Here is a 14,597-nt window from a genome sequence, read left to right on the forward strand (position 1 = left end):
GCGGTCACATCCTGCATGGCGGCGAGGTACCCCGTGGAGCCGCTGCCATGCGTGGGCGTGGGTCGGCCCACGAGACGAGCCCCCGACCAGCGTCAGACGGGCAGTCCGCCGGTCTCCAGGACGTGCTCGGAGACGATGCCGATCTTCGTGCGCCGGCTCCGGGCCGCGTTGCGCAGGGCGGTGAACGCCGCCACCGCGTCGATCGACTCCTTGGCCATCAGGTATCCGACGGCGCGCTCGATCACCACGCGATAGTCGAGGGCGTACTGGAGCTGACGCGCCAGCTCGCCGGCGGTGTGCGCCTGCAGGGCGGCCGTCAGCGTGGTGGCGATGACCTCGGCATACCTCGCGAGGGCGGCGACCTCGCTGTCGTCCCAGTGGTGGGCGTGCGACCGGTAGACGTCGAGGGTCCCGACCGGGACCCCGCCCAGTCGCACGGGTGTGCCCAGGACCGCGCGCACCGGCTGGTCGACCAGCGCCTTGGCCAGCACGGGCCAGCGCTCGGACTCGGAGATGATGTCGGGGGTGGTCACGACCTGGGTCTTGACGAACGCCTCGGTGCAGGGACCCTCACCGGACTCGGCCTCGGTCGTCTCCAGGACGCGACCGGGCAGGTCGGTGGCCGCGACGTAGCGGAGCATGTCCTGCTCGTCGGCGACCAGGAGCCCGGCGCCGCTCACGTCGAAAAGGTCCACGCACGCCTTGAGGACCTCCTCCAGCGCAGTGATGAGGCTGCCGTTGTCCTCGCGCGAGAGGGAAAGCCGGCGCAGGCTCTCGGCGAGCGCGGCTTCGTCGATGCTCATGGAGCGGGATCTTTCCCCGTCGATGGTCCCTCTGGCCAGCCGGAGGGAGGCAGGTGGGTCACGAACGAGGCCAGCAGCCGACGGTCCTGCGCGTCCGCCGTCCCGTCGTGGGTTCGGACCAGGACGCGCGCGACGTGCCGCACCTTCGTGTTGCTGTCCTGCGACACGCGCAGCATGGTGCGCCAGGCCTGCTCGGTGCTGCAGGCGAACCTCGCGGACAACAGCCCGATCGCCATGCCGATGTCGCGCTGTGACTGCACGGCCTCGTGGAGGTGGGCGATCTCGTCGTGCATCGACTCGGCGGGTGGGGTCGGCTCGCCGGACGAGGGATACGTCCCAGACATCGGTCACCTTTCAATGACGTCAGTCCGCGGACACAGGGCGGAGCAGGTGTGGCTGTCGATGCAGAGTACAGGGGGCGATAGGTCCATCTCCCTAGGGGTGCAACTCGTCGAGATGTACTAAAGTGGCAGACGACTCGAGCCCAGGGTCCCCGCTCCTCCCCATGGAGGTGTGCTGTGCCGGACTCCCGGTCCCGACGTGGATCACCAGCCGTCTTCGGCTACGAAGGTGTCGGCGACGACGCGCGTCAGTGGCTCGACATCGCCTACGGCACCACCCTGCGCCTGACCGGCCCTCTCGGCATGGTCCGGCACCACCGGGTGGACCACGGCAGCGTCGCCTTCGACCATCTCCGGATCGAGGCCAGGTTCACCTGGGACGCCGACCCCATGCCTGCGCTCGTCGTCGTCGACATGCTCAACGGGATGGCGGAGTACACCCGCGATGGCGTGACCGATCGCATCCACGACGGCGACACCGTGCTGATGTCCGGGTGGGACATGCCGTTCTCCGGGCTCGCCGACCACATCGATGTACGAGGCACGAGCCTGACAGCGGAGGCTCTGGCGGCCGCGGTCGACGACGTCGACCCCGACTACCCCTGGCAGGACCTCGCCTTCACCTCCTACGTCCCGCATTCGCCGGCCGCGGGCGCGCGCTGGCGGGCGACGGTGGACGAGCTCAGCTCGTCCTTCCCGGACGAGGACGACCCGGTGGCGCGCGACGAGGCGGTGCGCCTGCTCGGGCACACCCTCCTCCAGACCTTCCCCAACACCCTGGTGGCGGGCGGCAACCGACTGGACACCAACCTCGACGCCGGGGACGAGATGCCGTCGACGCTGCGACGTGCGCTCCACGCAATCGAGTCGCACGCCTTCGAGGGACTCAGCGTGGAGGAGCTCGCCAGGGAGTGCGAGGTCACCCCCCGCGCCCTGCAGTACGCCTTCCGGCGCCACCTCGGCTGCACCCCCCTGGCCTACCTCCGCCGGGTCCGCCTCGACCTGGTGCGTCAGTCCCTGCGCGACGGGACGTCCCCGACGGTGAGCGATGCGGCCGCCAAGTACGGGTTCTTCAACCCAGGACGCTTCGCCTCCGAGTACCGCCAGGTCTTCGACGAGAACCCTCGACAGACATTGGACAGATCGAACGCCTGATCGGCTCGACTTCGCTTTGCGGCTGTCGTACTGGTCTGGACCATGTCATGGTGAAAGCACTTGCTGGAGACCACGGTGAGCGCCCCACCCGCAGACAGGAACCGATCCCGTGGCTCACGTGTCGATCGTCCCCCAGCACTCTGATTCACCCCCATCTCCCGCTCGTTCGCTCGTGTCCGTCGACGGCCTGGACCGGGCCCGCAGCACCGACCTGATCGTCGCCGAGCTCGGCTCGGCGGAGCCAGGCACTCCCTACGCGCACCACCTCACCGACCAGCTGATCGGGGCCAACGTCGCCCTGGCGAAGTCCATGGCCGGGCGCTACCGCAACCGCGGCATCGACCTCGACGACCTGGAGCAGGTCGCGCTGCTCGGCCTCACCAAGGCGGCGCAGCGTTTCGACCCGACGGCCGGCCACGACTTCCTGTCGTACGCCGTCCCGACCATCCGTGGTGAGCTGCGCCGGCACTTCCGCGACGCCGGCTGGATGGTCCGTCCCCCTCGTCGGGTGCAGGACCTCCAGTCCCGCATCGCCCGCGCCCAGGACGAGCTCGAGCCCACCCTTGGTCGCTCACCCCGTCCGAGCGAGGTCGCCGACCACATCGGCGTGGACCTGACCGACGTCGTGGAGGCGCTGGCGGCCGACGGCTGCTTCACCCCCACCTCGCTGGACGGTCCCGTCGGGGGCGGTACGTCCACGCTGGGCGACCTGATCGGCCAGGTCGACACCGGGCTCAGGTCCTCGGAGGCCCGGATCGTGCTCGAACCCGTCGTCCGCGCGCTGCCGGAGCGCGACCGTCGCATCGTGCACATGCGCTTCTACGAGGAGCGCACGCAGCAGGAGATCGCGGACGCCGTCGGCCTGACCCAGGCGCAGGTGTCGAGGGTGCTCACGCGCATCCTCGGTTCCCTGAAGGAGGGGCTGGGCGAGTCGATGTCCGTCGCCTGAGGCGCGGACGACCGGGCCTCGTGGGACTGGTCGTCGGTGCGTGGTGAGCGGGTCGAGGCGGGCGTCTGCGAGATTGGACGTCCGCCTCACCAGTTCACCGCACGGGAGCACCCATGAGCGAGACGATCCGGAACTTCATCGACGGCGACCTCGTCGAGTCCGCCTCCGATGCCTTCATCGACCTCGTCGACCCGGTCACCGGCGAGCCCGACGGCCGATCGCCGGTCTCGCTGCCCGAGGAGGTCGACCGGGCGTACGCCGCCGCCGAGCGCGCCTCCGAGTCGTGGAAGCGGCTCACGCCCGGGCGCCGCCAGGCCTACCTGCTCGACCTCGCCACCGCCATCGCGGAGCGCCGCGACGAGATCAGCACCGTCCAGGCCCGCGACACCGGCCAGCCGGTGCGCTACATCGCCAGCGAGGAGGTCGACCAGGGCGTCGACCAGCTCCGGTTCTTCGCCGGCGCCGCCCGGTTGCTGGAGGGGAAGTCGGCGGGGGAGTACCTCGCGGGTCACACCTCGAGCATCCGACGCGAGCCGATCGGCGTCGTCGGTCAGGTGACGCCGTGGAACTACCCGTTCGCGATGGCGATCTGGAAGATCGCGCCCGCGCTGGCCGCGGGCAACACCGTCGTGCTCAAGCCCAGCGACACCACGCCGCGCTCGACCGTGCTGCTGGCCGAGATCGCCGGCGAGATCCTCCCCCCGGGCGTCCTCAACGTGGTCAACGGCGACGCCACGACCGGTCGTCACGTCGTCGAGCACCCCACGCCGGGCCTGGTCGCGATCACGGGGTCGGTGCGCGCCGGCACCGAGGTCGCCCTGTCGGCGGCGCGGTCGCTGAAACGTGCGCACCTCGAGCTCGGTGGCAAGGCTCCGGTCGTCGTGATGCCCGACACCGACCTGCCGCGCGCGGCGGAGATGATCGCGGCGGCCGCCTACTTCAACGGCGGGCAGGACTGCACCGCCGCGACGCGGGTGATCGTGCACCGCAGCGTCCACGACGAGCTCGTCGACCTGCTGGTGAAGGAGGCCGAGGGCACCCGTCCCGGCCCGCCGTCAGACACCGAGGCCGACTACGGCCCGCTCAACAACGCGGCGCACTTCGCCAAGGTGGAGGCGTTCCTCACCGACCTCCCCGACCACGCGACCGTCCGCACCGGCGGGCGCCGCCACGGGGACGCCGGCTTCTTCTTCGCGCCGACCGTCGTCACCGGCGTACGACAGGACGACCGCATCGTGCAGGAGGAGGTCTTCGGACCGGTGCTCACCGTCCAGCCCTTCGAGGAGGAGGCCGAGGCGGTGCGGATGGCCAACGGGGTGCCCTTCGGGCTGGCCGGCAGCGTCTGGACCCGCGACCACGGGACCGCCGACCGGCTGACCCGCGAGCTCGACTTCGGGTGCGTGTGGGTCAACACGCACATCCCCTTCGTCTCGGAGATGCCGCACGGCGGCTTCGGGGCCTCGGGCTACGGCAAGGACCTGTCCGGCTACGGCTTCGACGACTACACGCGCATCAAGCACGTGATGACCGCCCACTACTGAGAGGGTCCGTGGCCGCCTGTGGCGTTCGGGCATGCTGGAGCCATGCGCTTCACCGAGCACGAGCTGACCGTCGCCGTGACCGCCGCCGCCAAGATCGTGGCCGGGGGGAAGTCCGTCCGCCGCGCCAAGGGCGAGGCGGCGTGGGACTCGATGAGCAAGCTCGACCGCTACCACCTCCTCGACGCCGTCGGCAGCCAGGTGCTCCCGGTGCTGCTCGCCCTGCCTGACGTCGAGGTGCCGGCCGGGACGCGTCCGACCTTCACGGACGAGCAGATCGCCGCCGCGGTCCAGGAGACCATGGGCGAGAGCGGGGTCGGTCGCCTGCGGCAGAAGGTGGCCGTGGCCGCTCGCCTCACGCTCGTACGTACGGCGCTCGCGCAGCTGCCGATCCGGCAGGACCCGGACGCGTTGATCGTGCCCGACTCCCTCTGAGCGGGACCGCCTTCGTGCGGGCGTCGAGCGGCCGTAGGGCCGCTCGAGCGGGGAGGTGGCTGGACACCCGGCGCGCTGATGCGCGGGCGACTGGATGCGCGCCGTGGTCGCTGGATGCGGCATGACCGAACCTGAGGAGGGCACTCAGGTTGGGTCCGTACGGTCGATCGGGATGACTCACACGATGCGAACCCGCGCCCGAACCGTCCTCGGCCTCGTCACGGCCGCCGCGATGCTCACCCTCTCCGCCTGCGGAGGCGGAGGCGGCAGCGACTCGGCCGGCGCCGACAAGGGCACCACGTCCAGCGACTCGTCGAGCCCCTCGCCGAGCGAGAGCGGGGACGCCGCACAGGGTGCCGAGCCCGACCTCGAGGGGATCCCGGACGTGGTCGCCGAGGTCAACGGCGAGCAGGTGACCAAGGAGGAGTTCACGCCCATCTACGAGGCGGCCTTCCAGCAGGCGGCCATGCAGGCCCAGGCGGGCGGGGCGGCTCCCGACGAGGAGGCCCTGCAGAAGCAGACGGTGGACGACCTCGTCGACACCGAGCTCCTGGTCCAGGAGGCCGACTCCCGCGGCATCACGGTCAGCGACGAGGACATCGACGCCGAGCTCACCGACCTCGCCGAGCAGAACCAGCTCGGCTCCGCGGAGGAGCTGCTCGCGGCCGTGGAGAAGCAGGGCGTCACCGAGGAGCAGGCGCGCTCACAGGTGGAGACCCAGGTCATGGTCGAGCAGCTCGTCGCGGACGAGGACGGCGCGGCCGACCCGACCGAGAAGGAGCTGCGGGCTCTCTACGCGCAGGCGAAGCAGCAGGCGCAGTCGAGCCAGTCCGGTCAGGAGATCCCGCCGTTCGACGAGGTGCGCGACCAGCTCGAGCAGCAGGCGAGGTCGGAGCAGGTCGGCAGGGTCGCCGAGGCGCTGCTGGAGGACCTGCGCCAGGACGCGGAGATCGAGATCAACCTCTGAGCACGAGCAGCAGGTCGAGAACGGTCTCCCCACGTGGCTCCTACGTGGCCGTTTGAGGCGCTAATGTTGAAAACGTGTGTCAGTTCCGGGTAGGCGAACATCTTGGGTGCCGGGACCGGCGCGGGGCTTGCGTATGACCACGCGTACGGCACTCCCGCTCTCGCGGGCCCTGGCCTTCGGCGCGTCCTACGCCGTTCTCGCGGTCCTGGCGAGGCTGACGGTGGTGGACGGCCAGACAGTCAGCCTGGTGTGGCCAGGTGCCGGCGTGGCCCTGCTGTGGCTGCTCGCGGAGTCGCCGCACCGTCAGCGGTGGGTGCTGGGGCCGTTGATGGCGATCCACGCAGGGATCGCCTGGTTCACGGGTGCTCCGCTCCTCGTGGTCTTCTTCGGCGCACTGTCGGTCACGTGGCAGACCTGGCTCGCGGTGGTGCTGCTCAGGCGCTGGTGCCCGACGCTCCTCGGGGCCGGCGGCACTGAGAGCTTCCGGTCACCCCGGGCGCTCGCCTACACGTGTGCGGCGGGGGTCCTGGCCAGCATCCTTGGTGCTGCCATCGGTGCCTTCGGCGTGTGGGCGTCCGGTTCCGGATGGGACTCATGGGTGCCGCTGGCATGGTTCGGGCGGCACTTCACGGGGATCCTCGTGGTGGGATGCATCGGGCACCTGGCGTGGGAGTGGCACACCCAGCACGTCGCACCGCGCGCACGGGGCGGGCAACGACTGGAGCTCGTCGTCCTGTGGGTGGCCTCGGCGGTCGTCGTGATCGCGATCTTCCTCCAGTCGCTCCCCATCATCTTCCTCATCGTGCCGCTCTGCGTGTGGTCAGCGGCCCGGTTCCCGACCTTCCTCGCTGCACTGCACGCCCTCGCGCTAGGACTGGGCAGCCTGGTGCTGACCCTCGCCGGACTGGGCCCCGCTGCGAGGCTGGACGACCCGGTGCTGGCGATCCTGGTCGCCCACGTCTTCCTGGTCGCCGTGCTGCTGACCGGTCTCACCGTGGGCACGCTGAGCGACCGCATCGACGAGCTCGTCGTGCGGATGGGACAGGCGCGAGCCAGGGCCGCCGAGCAGGCGGAGCTGCTCGCGGAGATGACCGAGAGCATGGACGAGGGGCTCATCGTCCTCGATCGCGCGGGCAGGATCGAGCGGAGCAATGGCGCGAGCCGGCGTCTGGCCCACCGGGTCAGCCCGGGTACGCCGGACGCGGTGGCCCTCGCCGACTTGGTGGAGCTCGTCCTCAACCCGGCCTCGGACCACACCGGCGCCTCGCGGGCCGAGCTCGGCGTCGGGGACGTGCAGGTGCCCCTCGACTCCGGTGACGACCTCGTGCTCTCGGTATCGCGCACCGTGCTGGCCAGTGAGCGGGGCGACGACGACGGCCCGGGCGTGCTGCTCGTGCTCAAGGAGGTGACCGAGCACCGGCAGGGCATCCGTCCGCTCGTCAGCTTCGCGTCGACGGCGGCGCACGACCTGCGTGGACCACTGACGGCGATCCGGGCGTGGCTGGACCTCGCCGCCGCCGATCTCGACCCCGACAGCGACACCTTGGCGTCACTCAGGCGCGCGCAGGGCGCAGCGGGTCAGCTGGCAGACCTGATCGACGACCTCCTGGCGCACGCCCTGGCCGAGGCGGGCGACCTGCTGGCGCGCGACGTCCCGCTCAGTGGGGCCGAGGGGGCGGTGACGCAGGCCTCGGTGTTGCTGGGTCCCGACGACGTGCTCGAGGTGGTCGACGCCGGGTTGCCGCCGGTGCACGCCGACGAGATCGCGGTGAGGCAGCTCTTCGCGAACCTGGTCGACAATGCAGTCAAGTACGCCCGTCCGGGGGTGCCGGCCCGGGTCAGGGTCTCGGCGCGGCGCAGGGGCTCGCGCGTGGTCATCGACGTCGAGGACAACGGCGTCGGCGTCGACGAGCGCGAGCGCGCCCTCATCTTCCAGAGGTTCCACCGCAGCGACTCGGTGCGTGCCGGGTTCCGGGGCACCGGCATGGGGCTGTCGATCTGCCAGACCATCGTGCACCGCCACGGCGGGTCCATCGAGTGCCTGGCCGCCGAGCCCGGACCGGGATCGGTGTTCCGGTTCGACCTGCCCGCGGCCACGTCCGACGGGGACCCGACCCCGCCGACCACGCCGCTGGACGACGCGCTCGCCAACGCGTAGGAGCGTTCGCGTTGCCGGCCGATCGCTGCGCGACCGTCCGGCAGGCTCAGACGTTGCGGCGGTACTGGCCCCCGACCTCGAAGAACGCCTCGGTCACCTGCTGCAGGGAGCAGACCCGCGCGGCATCCATGAGGACGGCGAAGACGTTGTCACCGGAGACCGCCGCGTCCTTGAGCCGGGCCAGGGCCTCCTGCGCCTCGGCGCCGTGCGCGGCCTGGAAGGCACGCACCCGCGCGAGCTGGGACTCCTTCTCCGCCTCGGTGGCGCGGGCCAGCTCGATCTCCTGGGGCTGCGCGTCGGCCGCCGACTCCTTGACGAACGTGTTGACCCCGATGATGGGCAGCGAGCCGTCGTGCTTGCGGTGCTCGTAGAGCATCGACTCGTCCTGGATGCGGCCGCGCTGGTAGCCGGTCTCCATCGCGCCCAGCACGCCGCCGCGCTCGTTGATGCTGTCGAACTCGGCGAGCACGGCCGCCTCGACGAGCTCGGTGAGGTCGTCGATGATGAAGGACCCCTGGAGGGGGTTCTCGTTCATCGCCAGGCCCCACTCGCGGTTGATGATCAGCTGGATCGCCAGCGCACGGCGTACGGACTCCTCCGTGGGGGTCGTCACCGCCTCGTCGTAGGCGTTGGTGTGCAGGCTGTTGGCGTTGTCGTAGATGGCGATGAGCGCCTGCAGCGTGGTGCGGATGTCGTTGAAGTCCATCTCCTGCGCGTGCAACGACCGCCCGCTCGTCTGGACGTGGTACTTCAGCTTCTGGGAGCGCTCCGAGGCGCCGTACTTCTCCTTCATCGTCACCGCCCAGATGCGGCGTGCCACTCGGCCGAGCACGGAGTATTCAGGGTCCATGCCGTTGGAGAAGAAGAACGACAGGTTGGGCGCGAAGTCGTCGATCTTCATGCCGCGCGCGAGGTAGGCCTCGACGTAGGTGAAGCCGTTGGCCAGGGTGAACGCGAGCTGGCTGATGGGGTTGGCCCCGGCCTCGGCGATGTGGTAGCCGGAGATGGAGACCGAGTAGAAGTTGCGCACCTGCTGCTCGATGAACCACTCCTGGATGTCGGCCATCATCCGCAGGCAGAACTCGGTGGAGAAGAGCGCCGTGTTCTGTCCCTGGTCCTCCTTCAGGATGTCGGCCTGCACGGTGCCGCGCACGTTGGCGAGCGCGTACGCCGCGAGCTGCGCGCGCTCCTCGGCGCTGGGCTCGCGAGCCTCGCGCTCGACGAAGGCATCGACCTGCTGGTCGATCGCGGTGTTGAGGAAGAACGCCAGCACGGTCGGGGCCGGGCCGTTGATGGTGAGCGACACCGAGGTCGTCGGGGCGACCAGGTCGAAGCCGTCGAACAGCTCCTTCATGTCGTCGAGCGTCGCGACGGAGACGCCGGACGTGCCCACCTTGCCGTAGACGTCGGGGCGCGGGTCGGGGTCGCGGCCGTAGAGCGTCACCGAGTCGAAAGCCGTCGAGAGCCGCGTGGCGTCGTTGCCCTCGGAGAGGATCTTGAAGCGGCGGTTGGTGCGAGCCGGGTCGCCCTCGCCCGCGAACATCCGGGCGGGGTCCTCGTTGTCGCGCTTGAACGGGAAGACGCCGGCGGTGAAGGGGAAGTAGCCCGGCAGGTTCTCGTTGCGCCAGAAGCGGACGAGCTCGCCGTGGTCGTCGAACCGCGGCAGCGCGACGCGCGGGATGGCGCTGCCGCTGAGCGAGTTCTTGGTGAGCTTGGTGTGGATCTCCTTGTCGCGCACCACGACGACCTGCTCGTCGCCGGAGTAGGACTCGACGACGGCGGGCCAGCCGGCGATCTGGTCGGCGATCTCGTGCGGGACGGCCTTGCGCGCCGCCTCGAGCAGAGCGGGCACCCCACCGGCGTCGCCGTCGCCCAGCTGGTCGGCGACGTACTGCACGCGCTGCAGGTTGCGCGCCGCCTCGGCGAGCTCGGTCGTGCGGGCATGGTAGCCGCGGACGGTCTCGGTGATCTCGGACAGGTAGCGCACCCGGTCGGCCGGCACGACCTGTCGGATGCCGGAGGAGTGGCGTACGTCGACGTGCGGCAGCGTGCCCTCCTGGACCTCGAGCCCGACGTCGGCGAGCTCGCCACGGAGGTGCTGGTAGAGCGCGGTGACGCCGTCGTCGTTGAAGGTGGCCGCGCTGGTGCCGAAGACCGGCATGTCCTGGGGCTGCTTGCCGAAGGCCTGCCGGTTGCGGACCAGCTGGCGGCCGACGTCGCGCAGGGCGTCCTTGGCGCCGCGGCGCTCGAACTTGTTGATGGCCACGGTGTCGGCGAAGTCGAGCATGTCGATCTTCTCCAGCTGCGAGGCGGCGCCGAACTCCGGCGTCATGACGTAGAGCGAGTGGTCGACCAGCGGCACGATGCCGGCGTCGCCCTGGCCGATGCCGGGCGTCTCGACGACCACCAGGTCGTGACCGGCCGCCTTCATCACGTCGATGACGTCGCCGAGGTGCTCGGGCACCTCGTGGGCGCCACGGGTGGCGAGCGAGCGGAAGAAGATGCGGTCGCCGTCGAGCGAGTTGGCGCGGATCCGGTCGCCGAGCAGCGCGCCGCCGCCCTTGCGACGGGTCGGGTCGACGGCGATGACCGCGATCCGCAGCTTGTCCTGCTGGTCGGTGCGGAAGCGGCGCACGATCTCGTCGGTCAGCGACGACTTGCCGGAGCCGCCGGTGCCGGTGATGCCGAGCACGGGCACGACGCGGCGCGCGGCCGCCTTCCGGATCTCCTCGAGCATCGACTCGTCGAGGCGTCCGCCCTCGGCGCCGGTGACGGCGCGAGCCACCGCGAACCGGTCACCGGACAGGACGCCCTCGACCGTGACCGAGCCGTCGGACCACAGGTCGACGTCGCAGTCGGCGACGACGGAGTTGATCATGCCGACCAGGCCCATCTTCTGGCCGTCCTCGGGGGAGAAGATGGTGACCCCGGACGCACGGAGCCTGGCGATCTCGGACGGCACGATCACGCCGCCGCCACCACCGACCACCTTGACGTGGCCCGCGCCCGCCGCGCGCAGCGACTCGACGAGGTACTCGAAGTACTCCACGTGCCCGCCCTGGTAGGACGAGACCGCGACGCCCTGGACGTCCTCCTCCAGCGCGGCGTCGACGACCTCCTGCACGGAGCGGTTGTGCCCGAGGTGGATGACCTCGCAGCCCTGGCTCATGAAGATCCGCCGCATGATGTTGATCGAGGCGTCGTGGCCGTCGAAGAGCGCCGAGGCGGTGACGAGACGGATCGGGTTCTTCGGGGTGTGCAGCTCGGTCATGCCTAGATAGTAGGACATCCAACTATTACTCGGAAGTCACAAGGCTGACGGCGCCACGGAAGCCGGCGGCGGTGGGTCAGAGGGCGTCGCCGAGCCCGGTGCGCAGCGCGGTGAGGCTGTCCGTCAGCCCACGCACGTCAGCCTCCGGCAGGCCGGGGTTCTCGAAGACCTCGGCGTTGAGCACCGCCGTCGCCTCCTCGACGGCCTCGCGGCCGGCATCGGTCAGCACCGCTCGTACGACCCGCTTGTCCTGGTCGTCGCGCACCCGCTCGACGTAGCCCTGCGCGACCAGCCGGTCGACGGCGCTGGTGACGCTGGTGGGGTGCACCTGCAGCAGCGAGCCGAGCCGCGACATCGGCATCGCCGCATCACGGGTGAAGGAGAGCAGCCGCAGCACCTCGTAGCGGGCGAACGTCAGGCCGCGTGGCCGCAGCACCGCGTCGATGCGCTCCATCAGCAGCTGCTGGGCACGCACGACGGAGGTCACCATCGCCATCCCGTCGGCGGCGTCCGGCCAGCCGTGCGCCACCCACTGGCGGTGGGCCTCACCGATCGGGTCGCGGGTCATGGCTGGAGGTTAGCCAGTCAGTGCCGCCAGCATCGCGTGCGCCTCGACCATCGCCGGGCCGTACCAGGTCAGCAGCCGCCCCGAGACCAGCCGCGTCGGGGTCGTGAAGGCCTCCGGTCCGTCGTCGGCGGTGAAGACGTACGGCTCGTCCGGCAGCAGTACGACGTCCGCGCCGGCGCGGTCGATCTCGCCGACGTCGACGGCCGGATAGCGCCCGTCGCGGTCGGCGAGCACGTTGGCCAGCCCCGCCCGGGTGAGCAGGTCGTCGGTGTAGGTCTGCGCGCCGACCACCATCCACGGGTCCCGCCAGATCGGCACGGCGACGGAGAGCCTCCGGGGCGAGGGGGTCGACCAGAGGTCGCGCGCCTGCACGAGCCACGCCGGGTCGGGGACGCCGAGCCCGGTGCCGAAGAGACGGGACAACGAGTCGAGCGACTCCTCGACGGTTTCGATCCGGGTGACCCACACCGCGACGCCGGCCTCGCGCAACCGGCGTACGTCGAGCTCGCGGTTCTCCTCCATGTTGGCCACGACGAGGTCGGGGGAGAGGGCCCGGATCGCCCGCAGGTCGGGGTTCTTGGTGCCCCTGACCCGAGCCACGTCGAGGTCGCGCGGGTGGGTGCACCAGTCGGTCGCGCCGACGAGCCGGTCCGGCGCCGACGCGGCCAGCGCCTCGGTCAGCGACGGGACGAGCGAGACCACGCGCGTCGCCGGGCCGGCCAGGGGGACGTCGGCTCCCAGGTCGTCCCGCATGGCACGAGGCTAGGACACGGCTAGTCACATGGGACGGGGCGAGTCGTACGACCGGCTGATGGGTGCGGACCCCCGGACGTGATGGAGTTGCCCCATGAGGCATGCACTGTCGCGCTCTGGCCTGCCGGTGGCCGGCGTGGAGCGCACGACCGCTGAGGGATGGTCCTTCCCCGCGCGCAACCCCGCCACTGGCGAAGTGCTCTGGGACGTGCCGGACGCCGGGGTCGCCGACGTCCGGTCGGCCACCGACGCGGCCTGGCGTGCCTTCCACGAGACCCAGTGGAGCACCGACTCAGCGCTGCGGGCCGACACGATCGGCCGGCTCCAGGACGCGCTGGTCGCCCGGTCCGACGAGCTGGCCCTGCTCCTGGCCGCCGAGACCGGGGTCCCGGTCGCGTTGCGGGGCGCCCACCTCGATGCCGCGATCGCGTCCATGCGGCGCGAGCTGCGCGCGGAGCCGCCCGGCGTGACTGCCGTGATCACTCCCGCGACCTCGCCGCTGGCCGTCGCCCTCCACGAGGTCGGCCGGGTGCTCGCCGTCGGTGGCACGGTGGTGCTCAAGCCTGCCGCCGAGGCCGCGAGCGCCGCGCTCGAGCTCGGACGCATCGCCCTCGACGTCCTGCCTCGCGGAGTGCTCAACGTCGTGTCCACTCGCGACGTCGACGTCGCCACCGCGCTCGTCCTCGACCCCAGCGTCGACGAGGTGTCCTACACCGGTGCGGCCGTCAACGCCGAGCGCGTCCAGGTCGCCGCGGCGCGCGCCGGCAAGCGCGTACGCGTCGACGCCGGCGGGCCGGTGCCGGTCCGGGTGCGCGACGACGCCGACCTCGCCGCCGTCGTCGCGGGTGCGGCCGCCGCGGTCGCGGCCAACGCCGGCCAGGGCTGCCGCCTGCCGACCAGCGTGCTCGTGCCGCCGCACCGCTACGCCGAGGCGCTCCGGGCGGCAGTCACGGCGATGGAGGGGGTCGTCGTCGGCGACCCCGCGGACCCCGACACCCTCTGCGGCCCGCTGCGCTCCCCGGTCGCGCGGGACCGCGTCGCGCGCTACCTCGCCCTCGCGCGGTCCGAGGGCGGCGACATCGCGCTCGGCGGCCGGGTCCTCGACCGCGACGGCTGGTGGGTGTCGCCGACCGTGATCGGCGGGCTCAGCCGGCAGTCGCGGCTGGTGACGGAGGAGGTCCTCGGGCCGGTGCTCATGGTCGTCGCCGACACATCGGCACGTGCATGACTCCGTCCTCGTCGAACTCCGGACCCGTGACCTCGAAGCCGTAGCCCTCGTAGAACGCGGTCAGCCCGGTCTGGGCGTCGAGTCGCACCTCCCGGTCCCCGCAGAGGGCGAGCGCCGCGTCCATCATCAGCGCGGCCAGCCCCCGGCCGCGGGACGCGGGTGCCACCGCGACACGACCGATGCGCGCCCAGTCGCCGTCGTCGAGGACGCGCAGGCAGCCGACGAGCCTCTCGTCCTCGAGCAGCATCACGTGCTGGGTGGTGTCCTCGAGGTCGCGCCCGTCCAGGTCGGGGTAGGGGCAGTCCTGCTCGACGACGAAGACCTGCTGCCGCAGCCGCCACAGCTCGTACGCCAGCCGTGGCGCGAGCTCGTCGACGGGGACCGTGAGGACCTGGGTGGACATGGCGTGAAGCCTACGGAGGGGGCGGGCT

General features: G+C 71.3%; 13 protein-coding genes. 7 read left to right on the top strand and 6 right to left on the bottom strand.

Features of this window, described 5'->3' with window-relative positions; genetic code table 11:
• Nucleotides 1-92: 92 nt before the first annotated feature.
• Both J3P44_RS22725 and J3P44_RS22730 read right to left on the bottom strand, forming a co-directional pair.
• Nucleotides 93-803: an ANTAR domain-containing protein gene (locus J3P44_RS22725; RefSeq protein WP_255892786.1), complete on the bottom strand. Its 711-nt coding sequence runs from the start codon at nt 801-803 to the stop codon at nt 93-95.
• Nucleotides 800-1,147, bottom strand: coding sequence for an ANTAR domain-containing protein (locus J3P44_RS22730; RefSeq protein ID WP_255892787.1), 348 nt, complete (start codon nt 1,145-1,147; stop codon nt 800-802). Before J3P44_RS22730 ends, J3P44_RS22725 begins: the two co-directional genes overlap by 4 nt.
• Before the next feature lie 174 nt (nt 1,148-1,321).
• Here J3P44_RS22730 and J3P44_RS25665 point away from each other — a divergent pair, with 174 nt between their 5' ends.
• From J3P44_RS25665 to J3P44_RS22760, 6 genes are all read left to right on the top strand, one after another.
• Nucleotides 1,322-2,299, top strand: a complete 978-nt coding sequence (locus tag J3P44_RS25665; protein WP_255892788.1) for a helix-turn-helix transcriptional regulator — start codon at nt 1,322-1,324, stop codon at nt 2,297-2,299.
• A gap of 172 nt (nt 2,300-2,471) precedes the next feature.
• A complete protein-coding gene (locus J3P44_RS22740) occupies nt 2,472-3,248 on the top strand; it encodes a SigB/SigF/SigG family RNA polymerase sigma factor (protein WP_255892789.1) in 777 nt (258 codons plus the stop codon).
• A gap of 113 nt (nt 3,249-3,361) precedes the next feature.
• Nucleotides 3,362-4,789, top strand: a complete 1,428-nt coding sequence (locus tag J3P44_RS22745; RefSeq protein WP_255892790.1) for a gamma-aminobutyraldehyde dehydrogenase — start codon at nt 3,362-3,364, stop codon at nt 4,787-4,789.
• 42 nt (nt 4,790-4,831) lie between these two features.
• The gene (locus J3P44_RS22750; protein ID WP_255892791.1) at nt 4,832-5,221 is read left to right on the top strand and encodes a hypothetical protein; all 390 of its coding nucleotides are present in this window, start codon (nt 4,832-4,834) and stop codon (nt 5,219-5,221) included.
• 172 nt (nt 5,222-5,393) lie between these two features.
• Nucleotides 5,394-6,188 (top strand): SurA N-terminal domain-containing protein, encoded by a 795-nt coding sequence (locus J3P44_RS22755; RefSeq protein WP_255892792.1) that lies wholly within the window; start codon nt 5,394-5,396, stop codon nt 6,186-6,188.
• A 133-nt stretch (nt 6,189-6,321) separates the two neighbouring features.
• Nucleotides 6,322-8,346, top strand: a complete 2,025-nt coding sequence (locus J3P44_RS22760) for a sensor histidine kinase (RefSeq protein ID WP_255892793.1) — start codon at nt 6,322-6,324, stop codon at nt 8,344-8,346.
• 46 nt (nt 8,347-8,392) lie between these two features.
• Here J3P44_RS22760 and icmF read toward each other — a convergent pair whose 3' ends face one another.
• The 3 genes from icmF to J3P44_RS22775 all read right to left on the bottom strand — a co-directional run bounded on the left by icmF (nt 8,393) and on the right by J3P44_RS22775 (nt 12,938).
• The gene (icmF, locus tag J3P44_RS22765) at nt 8,393-11,617 is read right to left on the bottom strand and encodes a fused isobutyryl-CoA mutase/GTPase IcmF (RefSeq protein WP_255892794.1); all 3,225 of its coding nucleotides are present in this window, start codon (nt 11,615-11,617) and stop codon (nt 8,393-8,395) included.
• 76 nt (nt 11,618-11,693) lie between these two features.
• Nucleotides 11,694-12,185: a MarR family winged helix-turn-helix transcriptional regulator gene (locus tag J3P44_RS22770; protein WP_255892795.1), complete on the bottom strand. Its 492-nt coding sequence runs from the start codon at nt 12,183-12,185 to the stop codon at nt 11,694-11,696.
• Nucleotides 12,186-12,194: 9 nt separating this feature from the next.
• Nucleotides 12,195-12,938 carry a helical backbone metal receptor gene (locus J3P44_RS22775; protein WP_255892796.1) on the bottom strand — a complete coding sequence of 248 codons (744 nt, stop codon included), beginning with the start codon at nt 12,936-12,938 and terminating at the stop codon, nt 12,195-12,197.
• Between the two features lie 94 nt (nt 12,939-13,032).
• Here J3P44_RS22775 and J3P44_RS22780 point away from each other — a divergent pair, with 94 nt between their 5' ends.
• A complete protein-coding gene (locus J3P44_RS22780) occupies nt 13,033-14,166 on the top strand; it encodes an aldehyde dehydrogenase family protein (protein ID WP_255892797.1) in 1,134 nt (377 codons plus the stop codon).
• Here the strand turns inward: J3P44_RS22780 and J3P44_RS22785 are convergent.
• Nucleotides 14,132-14,569 (bottom strand): GNAT family N-acetyltransferase, encoded by a 438-nt coding sequence (locus J3P44_RS22785; protein WP_255892798.1) that lies wholly within the window; start codon nt 14,567-14,569, stop codon nt 14,132-14,134. The genes J3P44_RS22780 and J3P44_RS22785 overlap by 35 nt on opposite strands.
• Nucleotides 14,570-14,597: the final 28 nt, after the last annotated feature.

This window comes from Nocardioides astragali (assembly GCF_024436375.1).
In the GTDB taxonomy this organism is placed as follows: domain Bacteria; phylum Actinomycetota; class Actinomycetes; order Propionibacteriales; family Nocardioidaceae; genus Nocardioides; species Nocardioides astragali.

What these genes read in the sequence shown, in the direction of transcription:
- J3P44_RS22775 (WP_255892796.1), bottom strand. Translation starts at nt 12,938, where the DNA reads ATGCGGGACGACCTGGGAGCCGACGTCCCCCTGGCCGGCCCGGCGACG.
- icmF (WP_255892794.1), bottom strand. Translation starts at nt 11,617, where the DNA reads ATGACCGAGCTGCACACCCCGAAGAACCCGATCCGTCTCGTCACCGCC.
- J3P44_RS22725 (WP_255892786.1), bottom strand. Translation starts at nt 803, where the DNA reads ATGAGCATCGACGAAGCCGCGCTCGCCGAGAGCCTGCGCCGGCTTTCC.
- J3P44_RS22745 (WP_255892790.1), top strand. Translation starts at nt 3,362, where the DNA reads ATGAGCGAGACGATCCGGAACTTCATCGACGGCGACCTCGTCGAGTCC.
- J3P44_RS22785 (WP_255892798.1), bottom strand. Translation starts at nt 14,569, where the DNA reads ATGTCCACCCAGGTCCTCACGGTCCCCGTCGACGAGCTCGCGCCACGG.
- J3P44_RS22760 (WP_255892793.1), top strand. Translation starts at nt 6,322, where the DNA reads ATGACCACGCGTACGGCACTCCCGCTCTCGCGGGCCCTGGCCTTCGGC.
- J3P44_RS22755 (WP_255892792.1), top strand. Translation starts at nt 5,394, where the DNA reads ATGACTCACACGATGCGAACCCGCGCCCGAACCGTCCTCGGCCTCGTC.
- J3P44_RS22770 (WP_255892795.1), bottom strand. Translation starts at nt 12,185, where the DNA reads ATGACCCGCGACCCGATCGGTGAGGCCCACCGCCAGTGGGTGGCGCAC.
- J3P44_RS22780 (WP_255892797.1), top strand. Translation starts at nt 13,033, where the DNA reads ATGAGGCATGCACTGTCGCGCTCTGGCCTGCCGGTGGCCGGCGTGGAG.
- J3P44_RS22750 (WP_255892791.1), top strand. Translation starts at nt 4,832, where the DNA reads ATGCGCTTCACCGAGCACGAGCTGACCGTCGCCGTGACCGCCGCCGCC.
- J3P44_RS22730 (WP_255892787.1), bottom strand. Translation starts at nt 1,147, where the DNA reads ATGTCTGGGACGTATCCCTCGTCCGGCGAGCCGACCCCACCCGCCGAG.